General features: G+C 51.8%; 14 protein-coding genes. 9 read left to right on the forward strand and 5 right to left on the reverse strand.

Going from position 1 to position 19433, the window contains the following annotated elements:
* Positions 1-62: 62 nt before the first annotated feature.
* The 6 genes from hisS (at position 63) to FDW96_RS23210 (ending at position 6946) form a co-directional block, all read left to right on the forward strand.
* Positions 63-1337 (forward strand): histidine--tRNA ligase, encoded by a 1275-nt coding sequence (gene hisS / locus FDW96_RS23185; RefSeq protein WP_042306750.1) that lies wholly within the window; start codon positions 63-65, stop codon positions 1335-1337.
* 13 nt (positions 1338-1350) lie between these two features.
* Positions 1351-1971 (forward strand): YfgM family protein, encoded by a 621-nt coding sequence (locus FDW96_RS23190; protein ID WP_042306752.1) that lies wholly within the window; start codon positions 1351-1353, stop codon positions 1969-1971.
* A 10-nt stretch (positions 1972-1981) separates the two neighbouring features.
* Entirely contained in the window at positions 1982-3160 is a 1179-nt protein-coding gene (gene bamB, locus FDW96_RS23195; RefSeq protein WP_137366379.1) for an outer membrane protein assembly factor BamB, read from the forward strand.
* Between the two features lie 116 nt (positions 3161-3276).
* A complete protein-coding gene (gene der, locus FDW96_RS23200) occupies positions 3277-4749 on the forward strand; it encodes a ribosome biogenesis GTPase Der (protein ID WP_038642605.1) in 1473 nt (490 codons plus the stop codon).
* A 300-nt stretch (positions 4750-5049) separates the two neighbouring features.
* A complete protein-coding gene (locus tag FDW96_RS23205; RefSeq protein WP_042306756.1) occupies positions 5050-6591 on the forward strand; it encodes a peptide MFS transporter in 1542 nt (513 codons plus the stop codon).
* Positions 6592-6730: 139 nt separating this feature from the next.
* The gene (locus FDW96_RS23210) at positions 6731-6946 is read left to right on the forward strand and encodes a zinc ribbon domain-containing protein (protein ID WP_072276969.1); all 216 of its coding nucleotides are present in this window, start codon (positions 6731-6733) and stop codon (positions 6944-6946) included.
* Here FDW96_RS23210 and xseA read toward each other — a convergent pair.
* Positions 6943-8316 (reverse strand): exodeoxyribonuclease VII large subunit, encoded by a 1374-nt coding sequence (xseA, locus tag FDW96_RS23215; RefSeq protein WP_137349344.1) that lies wholly within the window; start codon positions 8314-8316, stop codon positions 6943-6945. The genes FDW96_RS23210 and xseA overlap by 4 nt on opposite strands.
* 160 nt (positions 8317-8476) lie before the next feature.
* On the opposite strand from xseA, the gene guaB reads away from it, so the two are divergent.
* Positions 8477-9943: an IMP dehydrogenase gene (guaB, locus tag FDW96_RS23220; RefSeq protein ID WP_061382184.1), complete on the forward strand. Its 1467-nt coding sequence runs from the start codon at positions 8477-8479 to the stop codon at positions 9941-9943.
* A 69-nt stretch (positions 9944-10012) separates the two neighbouring features.
* Positions 10013-11590, forward strand: a complete 1578-nt coding sequence (guaA, locus tag FDW96_RS23225; protein ID WP_137366380.1) for a glutamine-hydrolyzing GMP synthase — start codon at positions 10013-10015, stop codon at positions 11588-11590.
* Between the two features lie 108 nt (positions 11591-11698).
* Here the strand turns inward: guaA and mscS are convergent, their stop codons facing one another.
* Together mscS and FDW96_RS23235 are read right to left on the reverse strand one after the other, a co-directional pair.
* The gene (gene mscS / locus FDW96_RS23230) at positions 11699-12577 is read right to left on the reverse strand and encodes a small-conductance mechanosensitive channel MscS (protein ID WP_137349343.1); all 879 of its coding nucleotides are present in this window, start codon (positions 12575-12577) and stop codon (positions 11699-11701) included.
* A gap of 368 nt (positions 12578-12945) precedes the next feature.
* Entirely contained in the window at positions 12946-13149 is a 204-nt protein-coding gene (locus FDW96_RS23235) for a YfgG family protein (protein ID WP_032939486.1), read from the reverse strand.
* Positions 13150-13499: 350 nt separating this feature from the next.
* Between FDW96_RS23235 and FDW96_RS23240 the strand changes: the two genes are divergently transcribed.
* Complete coding sequence (locus FDW96_RS23240; RefSeq protein ID WP_042306853.1) at positions 13500-15770, forward strand: sensor domain-containing phosphodiesterase; 2271 nt, start codon at positions 13500-13502, stop codon at positions 15768-15770.
* Here the strand turns inward: FDW96_RS23240 and ppx are convergent.
* Positions 15750-17291, reverse strand: coding sequence for an exopolyphosphatase (gene ppx / locus FDW96_RS23245; protein WP_061382182.1), 1542 nt, complete (start codon positions 17289-17291; stop codon positions 15750-15752). The genes FDW96_RS23240 and ppx overlap by 21 nt on opposite strands.
* Before the next feature lie 4 nt (positions 17292-17295).
* Positions 17296-19362: a polyphosphate kinase 1 gene (gene ppk1 / locus FDW96_RS23250; RefSeq protein ID WP_042306859.1), complete on the reverse strand. Its 2067-nt coding sequence runs from the start codon at positions 19360-19362 to the stop codon at positions 17296-17298.
* Positions 19363-19433 lie beyond the last annotated feature (71 nt).

Here is a 19433-nt window from a genome sequence, read left to right on the forward strand (position 1 = left end):
GGCGCCCGCATTGTTCGGGTTAGCGCTGAGGGTTCATTTTTATATTCATAAAGAGAATAAACGTGGCAAAAAACATTCAAGCCATTCGCGGCATGAACGATTATCTGCCTGGCGAAACCGCCATCTGGCAGCGCATTGAAGGCACTCTCAAAAACGTGCTCGGTAGCTACGGTTACAGTGAAATCCGCTTGCCGATTGTAGAGCAGACCCCGTTATTCAAACGCGCGATCGGTGAAGTCACCGACGTGGTTGAAAAAGAGATGTATACCTTTGAGGACAGAAATGGCGACAGCCTGACTCTGCGTCCTGAAGGGACAGCGGGCTGCGTACGCGCCGGCATCGAACATGGTCTCCTGTACAATCAGGAACAGCGTCTGTGGTATATCGGGCCGATGTTCCGCCACGAACGTCCGCAGAAAGGACGCTATCGTCAGTTCCATCAGTTGGGTGTCGAAGTGTTTGGTCTGCAGGGCCCGGACATCGATGCTGAACTGATTATGTTGACCGCTCGCTGGTGGCGCGCGCTGGGTATATCTCAGCATGTCAGCCTGGAGCTGAACTCAATTGGTTCGCTTGAAGCCCGCGCTAACTACCGTGATGCGCTGGTCGCCTACCTGGAACAGCATAAAGAGAAGCTGGACGAAGACTGCAAACGTCGCATGTACACTAACCCGCTGCGTGTGCTTGACTCCAAAAACCCAGAAGTGCAGGCGCTGCTCAACGATGCACCTGCGCTGGGTGATTATCTTGATGACGACTCTCGCGAGCATTTCGCGGGTCTGTGCAAACTGCTGGAATCCGCAGGGATTGCCTACACCGTCAATCAGCGTCTGGTTCGTGGCCTTGATTACTACAACCGCACCGTATTTGAGTGGGTTACCAGCAGTCTGGGCTCGCAGGGTACCGTGTGTGCCGGTGGTCGTTACGACGGTCTGGTAGAGCAACTTGGCGGTCGCGCAACGCCTGCTGTGGGCTTCGCCATGGGCCTGGAACGACTTGTTTTATTAGTTCAGGCAGTTAATCCGGAATTTATTGCCTCCCCTGTTGTCGATATATACCTGGTTGCTTCAGGCGCAGACACGCAGTCGGCGGCAATGCGGCTTGCAGAACGTCTGCGTGATGAAGTTCCTGGTGTGAAACTGATGACCAACCACGGCGGCGGCAACTTTAAGAAACAGTTTGCCCGTGCCGATAAGTGGGGCGCCCGCGTTGCACTGGTACTGGGTGAGTCCGAAGTGGCTGACGGTACCGTTGTAGTGAAGGATTTGCGCTCTGGTGAGCAAACGGCAGTAGCGCAGGATGGCGTTGCCGCGCATTTGCGCACTCTACTGGGCTAAGGAGAAGGACAGCGTGGAAATTTACGAGAACGAACACGACCAGGTTGATGCGGTAAAACGCTTCTTTGCCGAAAACGGCAAAGCGCTGGCGGTTGGGATAATTTTAGGGGTTGGCGCGCTGGTTGGCTGGCGTTACTGGACCAGCCATCAGACGGAGTCCGCACGCTCTGCTTCTCTGGCATACCAAAATACGGTGACCGCGGTTAGTGCGGGTAAAGCGGATAGCATTCCTGCGGCAGAGAAATTTGCAGCAGAGAATAAAAATACCTACGGCGCGTTAGCTTCACTGGAACTTGCGCAGCAGTTTGTTGACCAAAATGAACTTGAGAAAGCCGCCAGCCAGCTGCAACAAGGCCTGGCTGCAACCAGCGATGATAATCTCAAAGCGGTGATTAACCTGCGTCTGGCTCGTGTTCAGGTTCAGCTTAAACAGGCTGATACCGCGCTGAAAACACTCGACACCATTAAAGGTGAAGGGTGGACGGCCATTGTTGCCGATCTGCGCGGTGAAGCGTTGCTGAGCAAGGGCGACAAACAAGGTGCGCGTAGCGCATGGGAAGCGGGTGTGAAAAGCGATGCCTCTCCTGCTCTGAGCGAAATGATGCAGATGAAAATCAATAATTTGTCCATCTGAGAGGGACCCGATGCAATTGCGTAAATTACTTCTGCCAGGGCTGCTTTCCGTTACCCTATTGAGCGGCTGTTCACTGTTTAGTGGCGAAGAAGATGTCGTTAAGATGTCCCCATTACCGGTGGTTGAAAACCAGTTTACTCCATCTACGGACTGGAGCACTTCCGTGGGCAACGGTATTGGTGATTTTTATTCCAATCTTCATCCTGCGCTGGCGGATAACGTTGTCTATGCAGCCGATCGCGCAGGTGTCGTGAAAGCGTTAAACGCAGACGACGGTAAAGAAGTGTGGGCTGTTAATCTGGGTGAGAAAGACGGTTGGTTCTCCCGTGCATCTGCACAGCTTTCTGGCGGCGTAACCGTGTCCGGTGGTCATGTTTACATTGGCAGTGAAAAAGCGCAGGTTTATGCGTTGAATACCAGCGATGGTACCACCGCATGGCAGACGAAAGTTGCCGGTGAAGCGCTGTCTCGTCCGGTTGTGAGCGATGGCGTGGTATTAATCCACACCAGTAACGGTCAATTGCAGGCGTTGAACGAAGCTGACGGCGCCATCAAGTGGACCGTTAACCTCGATATGCCATCCCTGTCTCTGCGTGGCGAATCTGCCCCTGCGACGGCCTTTGGCGCAGCTATTGTTGGCGGTGATAACGGTCGCGTAAGCGCCGTGCTGATGCAGCAGGGTCAGATGATTTGGCAGCAACGTATTTCTCAGGCGACAGGCCCAACGGAAATCGATCGTCTGAGTGACGTTGATACCACGCCGGTTATCGTCAATGGCGTTGTTTACGCGCTGGCTTATAATGGTAACCTGACCGCGCTGGATCTGCGCAGTGGCCAGATTATGTGGAAACGTGAACTGGGCTCGGTGAATGATTTCATCGTCGACGGAAACCGTATCTACTTGGTCGATCAAAACGACCGCATCCTGGCGCTGACTACCGACGGCGGCGTGACGCTGTGGACGCAAAGCGATCTGCTGCACCGTCTGCTGACGTCTCCGGTATTGTATAACGGCAATTTAGTTGTGGGCGATAGCGAAGGCTACCTGCACTGGATTAACGTTGAAGATGGTCGCTTTGTTGCCCAGCAGAAAGTCGACAGCTCCGGTTTCCTGACTGAGCCAGTCTCTGCTGATGGTAAACTGCTGATCCAGGCGAAAGACGGTACGCTGTACTCCATTACGCGTTAATCGTCCTGGCCGCTCGCTTTGAAAAACGGCTCCTGGTGCAGGGGCCGTTTTACTGTTTTTAACAACGGCGCAAAATGTGCCCGTTGTCTGATGATTTTTTAAATGAGGCTTTAAACATGGTACCTGTGGTCGCGCTTGTCGGGCGCCCTAACGTTGGCAAATCCACGTTATTTAACCGTCTAACTCGCACCCGAGATGCGCTGGTTGCGGATTTCCCGGGTCTGACTCGTGACCGTAAGTACGGTCGTGCGGAAATTGAAGGCCGCGAGTTTATCTGCATTGATACCGGCGGTATTGATGGCACCGAAGACGGTGTTGAAACCCGCATGGCTGAACAGTCTCTGTTGGCTATCGAAGAAGCGGACGTTGTGCTGTTTATGGTGGATGCGCGTGCTGGCCTGATGCCAGCGGATGAAGCCATTGCTAAACATCTGCGTTCACGCCAGAAACCGACGTTCCTGGTGGCCAACAAAACTGACGGACTGGATCCCGATCAGGCGGTTGTTGATTTCTACTCGCTGGGTCTGGGTGAAATTTATCCGATTGCTGCCTCCCATGGTCGTGGCGTTCTCAGCCTGCTGGAGCATGTTCTGCTGCCGTGGATGGATGACGTTGCACCGCAGGAAGAAGTCGATGAAGATGCGGAATATTGGGCGCAGCTGGAAGCCAAAGAAAACGGTGAAGAAGAGCCTGAAGACGACTTCAACCCGCAGGATCTGCCGATCAAACTGGCGATTGTGGGTCGTCCGAACGTAGGTAAGTCCACACTGACTAACCGTATTCTGGGCGAAGACCGCGTGGTGGTTTACGACATGCCTGGGACCACGCGTGACAGCATTTATATTCCGATGCAACGCGACGAACGTGAATATGTGCTGATCGACACCGCGGGCGTGCGTAAGCGCGGGAAAATTACCGAAGCGGTAGAAAAATTCTCAGTCATCAAAACGCTGCAGGCGATTGAAGATGCCAACGTGGTCATGCTGGTGATTGATGCGCGGGAAGGTATTTCCGATCAGGACCTGTCGCTGTTGGGCTTTATCCTCAATAGTGGGCGCTCACTTGTTATTGTCGTCAACAAATGGGACGGCCTGACGCAGGAAGTGAAAGAGCAGGTCAAGGAAACGCTGGACTTCCGTCTGGGCTTTATTGATTTTGCGCGCGTACACTTTATCTCTGCACTGCACGGTAGCGGTGTCGGTAATCTGTTTGAATCGGTCCGCGAAGCGTACGACAGCTCCACCCGTCGCGTTAGTACCGCGATGTTGACGCGTATCATGACCATGGCGGTAGAAGATCATCAGCCGCCGCTGGTACGTGGTCGTCGCGTGAAGCTGAAATATGCCCATGCCGGCGGTTATAACCCGCCGATTGTGGTGATTCATGGTAATCAGGTGAAAGATCTGCCGGATTCATATAAGCGCTATCTGATGAACTACTTCCGCAAAACTCTGGACGTGATGGGGACACCGATTCGCATTCAGTTCAAAGAAGGGGAAAACCCGTTTGCGAATAAACGTAATACGCTGACGCCGACCCAGATGCGTAAACGTAAGCGTTTGATTAAGCACATTAAAAAAAGCAAATAATCGTTGCTGATGTTGATAAAAACCCGCGCTTGTCGCGGGTTTTTTTTCGGTATTCCATCGCCAGCTTCAGCCCGTGCGATGTCAATCACTATTCGTTTTTTACCAAGTTTAAATCTAAGAAAGTAGACATTTGTCGAGTTTTCATCTTAAAGTCCGGGGGCTGGTACTAGACAAAACTAGCCTTAAGTTATCAAATGGTTAAATAACTTTTCGCCGCATGTAAAAAATCGGTCAGATACGTAACTGGCTGGCGTACATCGCGGTGTTTACACGCACGACGACATAACTTTCGGGAGAATTATGCAATCCTCTGTTAATCAAAAAGAAAGCCGAACTTTCTTCGGTCATCCTTATCCGCTCGGCTCGCTGTTCTTCACAGAGATGTGGGAGCGTTTCTCGTTTTATGGCATTCGCCCATTACTGATCCTGTTTATGGCGGCTACCGTCTATGACGGCGGCATGGGGCTGGCGCGTGAAAACGCCTCGGCGATTGTGGGTATCTTTGCCGGTACGATGTATCTCGCTGCGCTGCCGGGTGGTTGGCTGGCGGATAACTGGCTCGGCCAACAGAAAGCGGTATGGTACGGCTCCATCCTGATTGCGCTTGGTCATCTGTCGATTGCGCTTTCGGCCATTATGGGTAACAACCTGTTCTTTATCGGCCTGATGTTTATCGTGCTCGGTTCCGGTCTGTTTAAGACCTGTATTTCGGTCATGGTTGGCACATTGTATAAAAAAGGCGATGCGCGTCGTGATGGCGGTTTCTCGCTGTTTTACATGGGCATCAATATGGGATCATTCATCGCCCCCTTGATCTCCGGTTGGTTGATTAAAACCCATGGCTGGCATTGGGGCTTTGGTATCGGTGGTATCGGCATGCTGGTGGCGTTAATCATCTTCCGTGTGTTTGCCGTTCCGTCGATGAAACGCTACGACAGCGAAGTGGGACTGGACTCGACCTGGAACAGCCCGGTAGTGAAGCGTAACGGTGTGGGCGCATGGCTACTCGCGCTGGCTGTCGGTGTGGCGGTTATCGTTACGCTGATTGCGCAGGGCGTGATTGTGATTAATCCGGTCGCGGTTGCCAGCATACTGGTGTACGTGATTGCCGCCTCTGTTGCGCTCTACTTTATCTACCTGTTCATCTTTGCCGGCCTGAATCGCAAAGAGCGCGCCAGACTGCTGGTTTGCTTTATCCTGCTGGTTTCCGCCGCATTCTTCTGGTCGGCGTTTGAGCAAAAGCCAACCTCGTTCAACCTGTTCGCCAACGACTACACTAACCGTATGATCGGTGATTTTGAAATTCCGGCGGTCTGGTTCCAGTCGATAAACGCCCTGTTTATCATCCTGCTGGCGCCGGTATTCAGCTGGGCGTGGCCGAAGCTGGCGAGCATGAACATTCGCCCGAGCAGTATCACTAAGTTCGTTATCGGCATTTTGTGTGCGGCGGCAGGCTTTGGCTTGATGATGCTGGCGGCGCAAAACGTTCTCAGCAACGGCGGGGCGGGCGTTTCTCCATTCTGGCTGGTGGGCAGTATCCTGATGCTGACGCTCGGCGAGCTGTGTCTGAGCCCGATCGGTCTGGCGACCATGACGCTGCTGGCACCGGAAAGAATGCGTGGGCAAATGATGGGCCTGTGGTTCTGTGCCAGTGCGCTGGGTAACCTGGCCGCAGGTCTGATTGGCGGTCATGTGAAGGCTGACCAACTGGATATGCTGCCGGATCTCTTCGCTCGCTGCTCGATTGCGCTGCTGATCTGCGCCGCGGTCCTGATCGTCCTCATTGTGCCGATTCGTCGCATGCTGGAGAATACGCAAACTAAACCGGCAACCAGCGCCTGATAACACCTCGATTGTGCCGGGGCAGAGGCTATGCCCCGGTCATTCAATTGATGAGGTATGACGTTTTGTTGGGCCTGGGCGACATTCAGCGTAGCGTGTTAAACTCAACACAAGAATGGAGCCCTGTACTGGAGTTGTTATGTCTATCATTTGCCCGGATTGCCACGCTGAACTGGAACCACACAACGGTGCGGCGCACTGTGAGAGTTGTCAAAAAGATCTTCAACTGGAAGCACGTTGCCCAGAGTGCCATCAACCACTCGAAGTACTAAAGGCCTGTGGCGCGATAGATTATTTCTGTCAGCATGGCCATGGGCTTATTTCGAAAAAACGCGTGGAGTATGTGCCGGTTTAAACCGGCTTTTTCTTCCGCGTTTTTTTCGCCGCCGTTACGCCCCTAACTTCGCTTTCCACCCAGCCATCTGCTAGTCGGGTGGTGATGACATCGCCTGCGCTGACCTGTTTGATCTGTTTCAGTACGCCGCCGCCAGTGGTGGTAGAAACGCTATAGCCGCGCGCCAGGGTCGCCAGCGGACTGACCGCTTCGAGATGAGTAACCGCATTACCAAAACGTTCGCGCTGTTCGCTGAGGCGCGCGCGAATGGATTCGGCCAGGCGATATTCCAGTTGCTGGATACGGGTTTGTGCGCGATAAATGCGTGGCTGCGGGTTTTGCTGATTGAGACGTTGCAGCATGCGTTGCTGACGCTGATTTGCCTGTTTAATCTTATTTTCAAGCGCAAATCCCATCCGCTGGCGCAACCGCTCCAGCGACGTTTGCTGACGGGCCAGACGCAGTTGCGGATGTTGCTGTTGCAAACGGTGATGAAGCTGGGTAAATCGACGAGTACGGTTGGCGAGGTAGTAGTCCATCGCCATGCCCAAACGCTGCTGGATGGACTGGATCTGACGCAACAACTCCTGCTGGTTGCGGCTGACAATTTCTGCCGCTGCCGAAGGCGTCGGCGCACGCAGGTCGCCGACAAAATCAGCGATAGTGACGTCGGTTTCGTGGCCGACGGCGCTAACCACCGGAATGCGGCTGGCAAAGATTGCCCGCGCCACGCGTTCGTCGTTAAAACTCCATAAATCTTCCAGCGAGCCGCCGCCGCGCCCGACAATTAACACGTCGCACTCTCCGCGGGCGTTGGCCAGTTCAATCGCGCGCACGATCTGCCCCGGCGCATCGTCGCCCTGTACCGCGGTGGGGTAAATCACCACCGGCAGCGATGGGTCGCGGCGTTTTAGAACGTGGAGAATATCGTGCAGTGCCGCACCGGTTTTCGAGGTAATCACCCCGACACAGTGGGCCGGGGAGGGCAGAGGCTGCTTATATTGCTGATCGAACAATCCTTCCGCCTGCAGTTTGGCTTTCAACTGCTCATATTTTTGCTGCAATAGCCCTTCGCCCGCAGGCTGCATACTCTCGACGATAATCTGGTAGTCGCCGCGTGGCTCATACAGCGTGATGTTGGCGCGCACCAGCACCTGTTGCCCGTGCTGCGGGCGGAATGTTACCCGACGGTTGCTGTTGCGAAACATCGCGCAGCGTACCTGGGCGGTGTCATCTTTGAGCGTGAAATACCAGTGACCGGAGGACGGCTGAGTGAAATTCGAGATTTCACCGCTGATCCACACTTGTCCCATCTCCTGCTCAAGCAGCAAACGAACCGTCTGGTTCAGGCGGCTTACGGTAAAAATTGAGGTGGTCTGAGAGGATAACATGTGAGCGGGATCAAATTCTAAATCAGCAGGTTATTCAGTCGAAAGTAACATGCTCACAGAGGAGCGCAAGGTTTTTTTGCAAAAAAGTGTGGATGCAATCGGTTACGCTCTGTATAATGCCGCGGCAATATTTAATAACCTCCCAGGTGAGATATTGCCCATGCTACGTATCGCAAAAGAAGCCCTGACGTTTGACGACGTCCTCCTCGTTCCCGCTCATTCTACCGTTCTGCCGAATACTGCTGACCTCAGCACCCAGTTGACGAAAACCATTCGCCTGAACATTCCTATGCTCTCCGCAGCAATGGATACCGTGACGGAAGCGCGCCTGGCAATTGCCCTGGCACAGGAAGGCGGCATCGGTTTTATCCACAAGAACATGTCTATCGAGCGCCAGGCTGAAGAAGTTCGCCGCGTGAAAAAACACGAATCCGGCGTGGTAACTGACCCACAGACCGTACTGCCAACCACTACCCTGCGTGAAGTGAAAGAACTGACTGAACGTAACGGTTTTGCGGGCTACCCGGTAGTGACTGAAGACAACGAACTGGTTGGCATCGTCACCGGCCGTGACGTGCGCTTTGTGACTGACCTGAACCAGCCGGTTAGCGTATACATGACGCCAAAAGAGCGTCTGGTGACTGTGCGTGAAGGTGAAGCACGTGATGTCGTGCTGGCCAAAATGCACGAAAAGCGTGTAGAGAAAGCGCTGGTTGTTGATGACAGCTTCCATCTGCTCGGCATGATCACCGTTAAAGATTTCCAGAAAGCGGAACGTAAACCGAACTCATGTAAAGACGAGCATGGTCGTCTGCGCGTCGGTGCAGCTGTAGGCGCTGGTGCAGGTAACGAAGAACGTGTTGACGCGCTGGTTGCTGCGGGCGTTGACGTGCTGTTGATCGACTCCTCTCACGGTCACTCTGAAGGCGTGCTGCAACGTATCCGTGAAACCCGTGCTAAATATCCTGACCTGCAAATCATCGGCGGTAACGTCGCCACTGGCGCTGGCGCTCGCGCACTGGCGGAAGCCGGTTGCAGCGCGGTGAAAGTCGGTATCGGCCCTGGCTCCATCTGTACGACTCGTATCGTTACTGGCGTGGGCGTTCCGCAGATCACTGCCGTTTCTGACGCGGTTGAAGCGCTGGAAGGTACCGGTATTCCGGTTATCGCTGACGGCGGTATCCGTTTCTCCGGCGACATAGCCAAAGCGATTGCCGCTGGCGCCGCTGCCGTCATGGTTGGCTCGATGCTGGCCGGTACCGAAGAATCCCCGGGCGAAATCGAACTGTACCAGGGCCGTTCTTACAAATCTTACCGCGGTATGGGCTCTCTGGGTGCGATGTCCAAAGGTTCTTCCGACCGTTACTTCCAGAGCGACAACGCCGCTGACAAACTGGTGCCGGAAGGTATCGAAGGTCGCGTAGCGTATAAAGGCCGCCTGAAAGAGATCATTCACCAGCAGATGGGCGGCCTGCGCTCCTGTATGGGTCTGACCGGTTGTGGTACCATCGACCTGCTGCGTACGAAGGCTGAATTCGTGCGTATCAGCGGTGCGGGTATCCAGGAAAGCCACGTTCATGACGTGACCATTACCAAAGAGTCCCCGAACTACCGCTTGGGCTCCTGATAAGTTTCCGCGCCCGGTTTTAAACCGGGCGTTTTGTTATTGTTTCACTTGCCTCGGAATTATCGTCAAATGACAGACAATATTCATAAACATCGCATTCTCATCCTCGATTTCGGATCGCAGTACACCCAACTGGTTGCACGTCGCGTACGTGAACTGGGCGTCTACTGTGAACTGTGGGCATGGGATGTTACTGAAGCACAAATCCGTGAGTTCAACCCGAGCGGCATCATCCTCTCCGGTGGCCCGGAAAGCACCACCGAAGCAAACAGCCCGCGTGCGCCTGAGTACGTCTTCAACGCAGGTGTGCCGGTCTTCGGCGTCTGCTACGGTATGCAGACCATGGCAATGCAGCTGGGTGGCCACGTTGAAGGTTCTAACGAGCGTGAATTCGGCTACGCCCAGGTTGAGGTACAGACCGACAGCGCACTGATTCGCGGTATCGAAGATTCTCTGACCGCCGACGGCAAACCGCTGCTTGACGTATGGATGAGCCACGGCGACAAAGTGACCGCGATCCCGGAAGGCTTCGTTACCGTTGCCAGCACCGAGACCTGCCCGTTCGCCATTATGGCGCACGAAGAAAAACGCTTCTACGGCGTGCAGTTCCACCCGGAAGTGACCCACACCCGTCAGGGCATGCGCATGCTGGAGCGCTTCGTACGCGATATCTGCCAGTGTGAAGCCCTGTGGACTCCGGCGAAAATCATCGACGATGCCGTTGTCCGTATTCGCGAGCAGGTTGGCGACGACAAAGTGATCCTCGGCCTTTCCGGCGGCGTGGACTCTTCCGTAACCGCCATGCTGCTGCACCGCGCAATCGGTAAAAACCTGACCTGTGTGTTCGTAGACAACGGTCTGCTGCGTCTGAACGAAGCCCAGCAGGTGATGGACATGTTCGGCGACCACTTTGGCCTGAACATTGTTCACGTGGAAGGCGAGCAGCGCTTCCTCGACGCGCTGAAAGGCGAGAACGATCCGGAAGCCAAACGTAAGATCATCGGTCGTGTGTTCGTGGAAGTGTTCGACGAAGAAGCGCTGAAGCTGGAAGATGTGAAGTGGCTGGCGCAGGGGACTATCTACCCAGACGTAATTGAATCTGCCGCTTCCGCGACCGGTAAAGCACACGTCATCAAATCTCACCACAACGTGGGCGGCTTGCCGAAAGAGATGAAGATGGGTCTGGTTGAGCCGCTGCGTGAGTTGTTTAAAGACGAAGTGCGTAAAATTGGTCTGGAACTGGGTCTGCCGTACGACATGCTGTACCGTCACCCGTTCCCGGGTCCGGGTCTGGGCGTTCGCGTGCTGGGCGAAGTGAAGAAAGAGTACTGCGACCTGCTGCGTCGCGCGGACGCTATCTTCATCGAAGAGCTGCACAAAGCTGACCTGTACAACAAAGTGAGCCAGGCGTTCACCGTATTCCTGCCGGTTCGCTCCGTTGGCGTAATGGGCGATGGCCGCAAGTACGACTGGGTTGTTTCCCTGCGCGCGGTTGAAACCATCGACTTTATGACCGCACACTGGGCGCACCTGCCGTATGATTTCTTAGGCCGCGTGTCTAACCGCATCATCAATGAAGTGAACGGTATTTCCCGTGTGGTGTATGACATCAGCGGTAAGCCGCCGGCTACCATTGAGTGGGAATAATATCCCTCTCTGTAAGCGGTTTCTGAATTCGTAATATCAAAAAACCCTCTGATTATAGAGGGTTTTTTATTGCTCTCATTTCAGAAGGAAATTCTGATGGATGATGTTCTAATCAACCAGTTGAAGCTGAGGTTGAGAGTGGGATGCCACGTTCTCCACGCGAATATCCATCTGCGGATACGGCAGGTCAATATGATTAGCATCCAGGGCCTCTTTAATGTTTTCCAGCAAATCGTAATAGGTGTTCCAGTACTCAATATTAGGCACCCACACGCGGACGTAAAAATTGAGCGCAGAGGCACCTAACTCACCCAGACGAACGGTTACCCCTCGTTGCTTATCGATGCGACTGTCCTGCTCGATGATATGGTTAATCACGCGCTTAACATCTGCGATCCGACTCTGATAACCCACGCCAATCACAAGATCGATACGACGAAAAGGGTGGCGGGAATAGTTAATAATATTATCTGCGATGATCTTGCCGTTTGGGATCACCACTTCTTTGCTGTCAGCGGTGAGTAGGGTGGTAGAGAAAATGTGCACCTTTTCAACTGTCCCGGTGACTGCGCCAATCTGCACGATTTCTCCGGCGCGGAAAGGTCGCAGGGAAACCAACAGTACACCAGCGGCGAAGTTGGAGAGCGATCCTTGTAGCGCGAGGCCAATAGCCAGTCCGGCGGCGCCAATGACGGCAATAATGGAGGATGTTTCAATACCGACTCTCCCCAACGCAGCGACCACGAAAAAGGCGATCGTGATGTAACGTACCAGGGCGGTGAAGAACTGAATGATGGTCCGGTCAACTTTACGTTTTAACAGCAACTTTTCCAGTCCACGGGAGAGCAGTCGAGAGATAAATTTACCGATAAAAAGTAAAATCACGGCAGCAACGATATTCCAGCCGAATTGCATAACGGCATCGCTGTGACCGGCGATCCACTCAATTCCGTTTCTTATTTTCGGGAATAATGAAAAACCATTCATAGTATTGCTCTGTAGTATTTAAAAATGTTAACAGTTCAAATAAGGTCTTAATTTCATACGAAATATTAATGTTATCGCCAGTGATATTTTCTGGTGATATTAATTAAAGACTATTTGAACTGACTTTGTCTTGTTTATGTCCAGTAAACGGGAGCGTAAGAAATTAGCGCGAATGGTGCGGTGAAGCCGGATTAAAAGATTGTGTATTTGTGCGAAAAGCAGGGGATGATTATCTGTATTTTCAATGCGTGTCGAGGGCAAGATGATGAGTAGTGCCGTCACTCAAATCCCTTACCGGATGGTTAATTGTCAGGCGATTAGCCATCCGGTAAGGAATCTTAATGCTGGGGGATTGCAGGCAAGCGCGATCAACGTACGTCGGTTTGCGTTGGCGATGTCTGTTGCGGCTGGGTTAACTGCTGAGATTCTTTTTTGTCCTGGTGGTGATGCCACGCACCAATGGCGGAGTAGACGAAGCGTCCGAAGAAGAAGAGAAAGCTAATAAGCAGTACGATCCGGATCATGCGACTGTTAAATCGGTGTCGTTTGCGTAGGCTGGTAACCTGGCTCACAAAAGGTTCCTTGTTGTGTACCCGACGAGGGGCGATACTTACATTAAGGCATACTGTGAGGGAATGGTCAATTCTTCGTTATGTAAAATTGCTTCAGTTGTTTTATCCTCTTATGTTATGAAAATTAATATTATTATTTACATGAATAATGAATTAACGATAAAAAACAATGAAAAGAGTAATAATTGATTAATGAGGGGTGTTTTTTTTGATATGTATCAAACGCCACCCTTTGCTAATAACTAAAATTGATGAGCCCTTATGATGTATTTTACTTTATCGTTTTAAAGTCAGGTGGGATGCCTGTCTGAATACCCCCTACAGGATGTGTGGGATTCTACTGAGCATCTATGAAACTCAATAAAAAATATATTGGTATTAGAGATAGATGGTGGGCGTTACCTCTCATCTTACCTTCTTTACTGTTGCCTATATTGAGCACCGCCAACACCTATGCCCATATTAGTACAGGGACCGTAGTACTTTTCTATCTGCCATTGGCGCTGATGATTAGTCTGATGCTTTTTTTTGGCTGGGCGGCATTGCCAGGAATTATCATTTCCATTATCTGGTATAAATATCCGCAGGTTGGCCTATTTGAAACACTCTCAATAATTTCGCACTTTATAGTTACGTTAGTGCTTAGCTGGGGCGGGTATAAGGTATTTACTCCCCGACGCAATAATGTTTCGCACGGCGATTCTCACTTGATGTTTCAGCGAATGTTCTGGCAGGTGTTCTGCCCGGCAACGCTGTTTCTGATTCTCTTCCAGTTTGCCGCCTTTGTGGGCGTCTATGAGAGCAAATCAGGCATGGTGGGCGTAATGCCCTTCAATACTGGTACGTTGATTAATTATCAGGCCTTGCTGGTAGGGAATCTTGTTGGGGTTCCACTGTGCTATCTTATTATTCGAACGATACGTAATCCTTTGCACCTTAGAGGCTATTTTTCTCAATTAAAGCAGCAGTTTGATAGCAAAGTCACCAAGACAGAGCTTGCAGTCTGGTCGATTATATTAATGGCACTGATGTCTATGTTATGCATGCCGTTAAATGAACAAAGCTCAATATTTAGCACGAATTACACCTTGTCGCTGTTACTGCCCGTTATGCTTTGGGGCGCAATGCGTTACGGGTACAGGTTTATTTCGTTGGTATGGTCAGTCGTACTTATTACTGCAATTCATTATTATCAGCGCTATATGCCCTGGTATTCGGGCTATGACACCCAGCTTGCCATTACCTCATCGAGCTATCTGGTTTTCTCCTTTATAGTGAATTTCATTGCCGTACTGGCAACGCGACAGCGGTTCGTTACCCGACGGAACCATCGTCTGGCATACTTTGATCCGATGGTACATATTCCTAACCTGCGCGCGTTGAATCGGGATTTGAAAAAAGCGCCCTGGTCAGTGCTTTGTTTTTTGCGGGTTCCCGGCATGGAACTGCTGGTGAAAAATTACGGTATTATGCTGCGTATCCAGTACAAGCAAAAACTCGCTCAGTGGATAACACCTCTGTTAGAACTGGATGAGCATGTCTATCAATTATCGGGCAATGATCTCGTTTTACGTTTTAACACAGAGGCTCATCAGGAACGTATTGAAGCACTGGACAGGCATATTAAGCAATTCCGCTTTATCTGGGATGGCATGCCTTTACAGCCGCAGGTAGGCATCAGCTTTTGCTATGTTCGTGCTCCGGTTAACCACATTTATTTGTTGCTCGGTGAGTTAAGCACCATTGCTGAGATCTCCCTGGCGACCAATTCTCCAGAAAATATGCAGCGGCGCGGCGTGATGCACTTACAACGTGACCTGAAAGATAAGGTTGCGATGATGAACCGTCTGCAGCAGGCACTGGAGCACAATCGTTTTTTCCTGATGGCGCAGCCGATCGCTGGCGTGCGTGGCGATGTCTATCACGAAATTCTGCTGCGACTTCATGGGGATGACGGTGAAATTATCGCCCCGGATAATTTCTTGCCAGTAGCGCACGAGTTTGGCTTGTCATCCAGCATCGACATGTGGGTGATTGAAAATACGCTGAAATTTATGGCGCAGAATCGGGAACAAATGCCTGCCCGTCGGTTTGCTATTAACTTATCACCTACATCGGTATGCCGCGCCCGGCTTCCGCATGACATCAATCAGTTACTGACGAAATACAAAGTTGAAGCCTGGCAACTCATCTTTGAGGTGACGGAAAGCAATGCCTTAACCAATGCGGACCAGGCGCAGGCGACGTTACTACAGCTGCAGGCTTTGGGTTGTCAGATTGCGATTGATGATTTTGGGACCGGATATGCCAGCTATGCGCGACTGAAAAATGTGAATGCCGATATCCTGAAAATTGACGGCAGTTTTATTCGTAATATCGTTTCGAACAGCCTCGATTACCAAATCGTGGCCTCCATTTGTCATTTGGCGCGGATGAAAAGAATGCTGGTGGTTGCGGAGTACGTCGAAAGCGAAGAAATACGCAGTGCAGTGGTTTCGCTGGGGATTGATTACTTGCAGGGGTATTTGATTGGCAAACCGCAGCCGCTGCATGAAACTCTGGAGGAGCAGGTGCCAGACGAGCCGGCACCTGTTGAGAGCTTATGCGGCGAGATCGGGTGAGCTTTCTTCTTCAATTTTGAGACGCCAGCCGGTTACTGCGTCCCAGTATTGCTGCTCTTTTTCCAGATCGAGCAGGACCAGCGCATTTTGGCTGAACCAGTCATGCGGGAAGCGTAAGGTCCAGTGGTTGTCTTCGGTTAACAGGGTCAGAGTCGGCGGCGTAGTTGTCGCCTGACGCTGATTATTTAGCAATACCCCCAGACGCAACAGCTGGATTAACGGCAGAAACTGTTTTTTCTTAAACAGCGTAAAGCGGGGTAAATCATCAAGTTTCACCGCTTTACGATGGTAACGAACTAGTGTTGCCATCATCAGCTGTTGTTCCTGATTAAATCCAGGTAAATCGCTATTTTGTAGAATGTAAGCAGAATGGCGATGCAGACCGCTGTGGTTGATGTTCAGCCCAACCTCATGCAGCATCGCAGCCCAGCGCAGTAATGCTTCCAGCTGCGGATTGGCCAGTTTTGGTTGCTGGTTATGCCACTGGTCATACATCTGCATGGTGGTTTCCAGCACACGGCGGGCTTGCTCACTGTCGATGTTGTACTGATTAGCCAGGCTGCTGGCGGTGCGGCTGCGTACATCCTGATGGCGAAAACGGCCTTCCATCTCATACAGCACGCCTTCACGTAGCGCGCCATCGGACAGTCGAAGTTCGCGAATAGCCAGCGCATCAAAAACGCCACACAAAATAGCTAGCCCAGGTACAAACACCGCTTTTCGTTCTTCTGACAGTCCCGGCAAACTGAGCGCATCGAATGACGTGTGCTTCAGCACTTCAGCGGTCAGTTTTTGCAGACGTTCGGGGGTGATAAAACCATCTTTTTCACCCATCTCCAGCAGCACCTCGTGTGCCGCTTTAATGGTCCCCGACGCGCCCAGCGCAACGTTCCAGCCCTGAATGCGAAACTGCCAGGTTAGCGTTTCAAGTTTCTGCGCTGCCGCCATGCGGGCGCGCTGGAAGTTTTCCCGGCTAATGGCGCCGCCCGGGAAATACATCTGAGCAAAACTAACGCAGCCCATACGGCGGCTTTCAACCAGTTTGGGTTCGAAATCTTCGCCGATCACCAGTTCCGTTGAGCCGCCGCCGATATCGATAACCAGCTTGCGGCCTTTTTCCGGCTGGGTGTGTTCAACGCCCATAAAAATCAGTCGGGCTTCTTCGTTACCGGAAATAATCTCAATCGGGTAGGGGATGACTTTTTCTGCGCGCTTGAGAAAATCGGTCGCATTCAGCGCCTGACGTAGAGTATGGGTTCCCACGATACATACGCTCGATGGGGGAAAGCCTTGCAGTCGTTCGGCGAAAAGTGACAAACAGCTTAATCCGCGCTCCATTGCTTCTTCGCTCAGCTTGTTGTCTGCGCCGAGCCCATCCGCCAGATGTACGCGTTGTTTCAGTCGTCCGATAATTTGCATTGCACCATCAACCACGCGGGCAATGACCATATGAAAACTGTTTGAACCCAGGTCGACCGCAGCAAATTCCTGCGGTCGCGGTGACTTGTCGTGTATTGGCATATCGTTAGTCAGGTTGCTCGAGTGATTTGATGTAGTCGTAAATCGCCAATTGTGACTGAACCTTACGGCGGTTTCCACGTGGCACGTAGCGATTACTCAGTTCTTTATCGATGAAGCGAGCCTTCACCGTATCGCTAAACAGGATATCAATGATATCCAGCACGCGTTGCTTGAGGCGTGGGTCAAGTAGCGGGGTAGCGACTTCGATACGATAGTCGATATTTCTTGTCATCCAGTCAGCCGAGGAGAGATACACCTGCTTATCGCCGCCGTTCTCAAAAATATAGACCCGGTCATGTTCGAGGTAGCGGTCAACAATGCTGATAACGCGAATATTATCGCTGATGCCTTCAAGGTTCGGGATCAGAGAACACATACCGCGAATCAATAAATTGACCGGCACGCCCGAGCCTGAGGCCGCATAGAGACGATCCACCAGACCTTTATCGACCAGGTTATTCAGTTTTAACGTAATACCTGAAGGTAACCCTTGCTGTGCGTTGGCGATCTCTTTGTCGATCATGGCGTACAGCAGGCGACGTGAGTTCTGCGGAGAAACCAGCAGATAATCAAACGTGACCGGACGATATGGGTTTTCAATGAAGTTGAATACCCGACGAACTTCGTTGGTAATGCGCGAATCGGCGGTAAGCAATGAGTAGTCGGTATACAGTCGCGCCGTTTTTTCGTTGAAGTTCCCGGTCCCGATATGCGCATAGCGCACGACTTCATCGCCTTCTTTACGTGAGATAAGAAACAGCTTGGCGTGAATTTTCAGGCCTGGGGCGGAGAAGATGACGTGCACGCCCGCTTCGGTAAGACGTTTGGCCCAGTGAATGTTAGCTTCTTCATCGAAGCGTGCCTGCAGTTCCACGACGACAGTGACTTTCTTACTGTTATGCGCGGCATGGATCATCGCATCGATGATGCGCGAGTCTTTTGCCACACGGTAGATGTTGATTTTTATCGCCAGCACGCTTGGGTCGAAAGAAGCCTGACGCAGCAGTTCCAGCACATGCTCAAAGGTGTGATACGGATAATAAAGCAGTACATCACGCTCGCGGATTGCATCAAATCCGTTACGGAATTTCTCGTTATCGAACCAGATATGACGCAGACGGGGCAGCGGTTTATTCACCAGGTTAGCTTTGCCAACGTTGGGGAAGTTAATAAAGTCTTTGAAGTTATGGTAACGCCCGCCGGGAACGATGGAGTCGTAGCGAGAAATGGTCAGTTTTTCACGCAGCACCTCGACCAGCGCATTAGGCATATCTCGCTGATAAACAAAGCGCACAGGTTCGGCGGTCAGACGCTGTTTCAGGCTGGATGACATCAGCTCCATCAGGCTGGATTCCATCTCGTGCACTAAATCGTATTCGGCGTCGCGGGTCATTTTCATCGAATAGGCGTTCAGCGCATCGTAATCAAAGAACCCTTTGAAAATATCGTCAAGGCAATAACGTAAAATGTTGTCCAACAGGATCATCGGCTTACGACGGCGCGGGGTCTCCGGCGGCAAATTCACAAAACGGGGAACCTTGTCAGAAGGGATTTCCAGTAGCGCATAGCGGATCGTATCACCACGGATAATCTCCACCGCCAGATAGGTATAGTCATCTTTCAGAAACTGGACTAAATCCGTCTCGCGGTTAATCAGGATCGGCGTAATGTGCTGGCGAAGATACTGCTTGAAGTAATGGCGTAACCAGCTCTGCTGATTCACCGACAATTGGCGTTCGTTGATTAAGAAAATCTGGTTGCGCGCCATCTCCAGCAGTAATTCGTTGTACAGGCCGTCAAATTCCTGATCGGCTTTTAATACGCGGGCCTGGATTTTGCCGAGTAAATGGCGGGAGTGAGAGTTTGAACCCTGTTCTTCGCTAATGATGATTCGGCGCTTCAGTTCGGCAAAACGAACCTTGTAAAACTCGTCGAGGTTATTGGAATAGATGCCTAAAAAACGCATCCGTTCGATCAACGGGTTTGATTTATCAGCAGCTTCCTGGAGTACACGTTCGTTGAACGCTAACCAGCTGAGTTCTTTCTCGATATATAGCTTTTCCTGACCCATTACCACTTTTACTCCGTTTCATTCACGGGACACTACCGATTTATTATGGCGAGCATTGCTCTCAGATGTCC

This window comes from Citrobacter sp. TBCS-15 (assembly GCF_005280815.1).
Classification (GTDB): domain Bacteria; phylum Pseudomonadota; class Gammaproteobacteria; order Enterobacterales; family Enterobacteriaceae; genus Citrobacter; species Citrobacter werkmanii.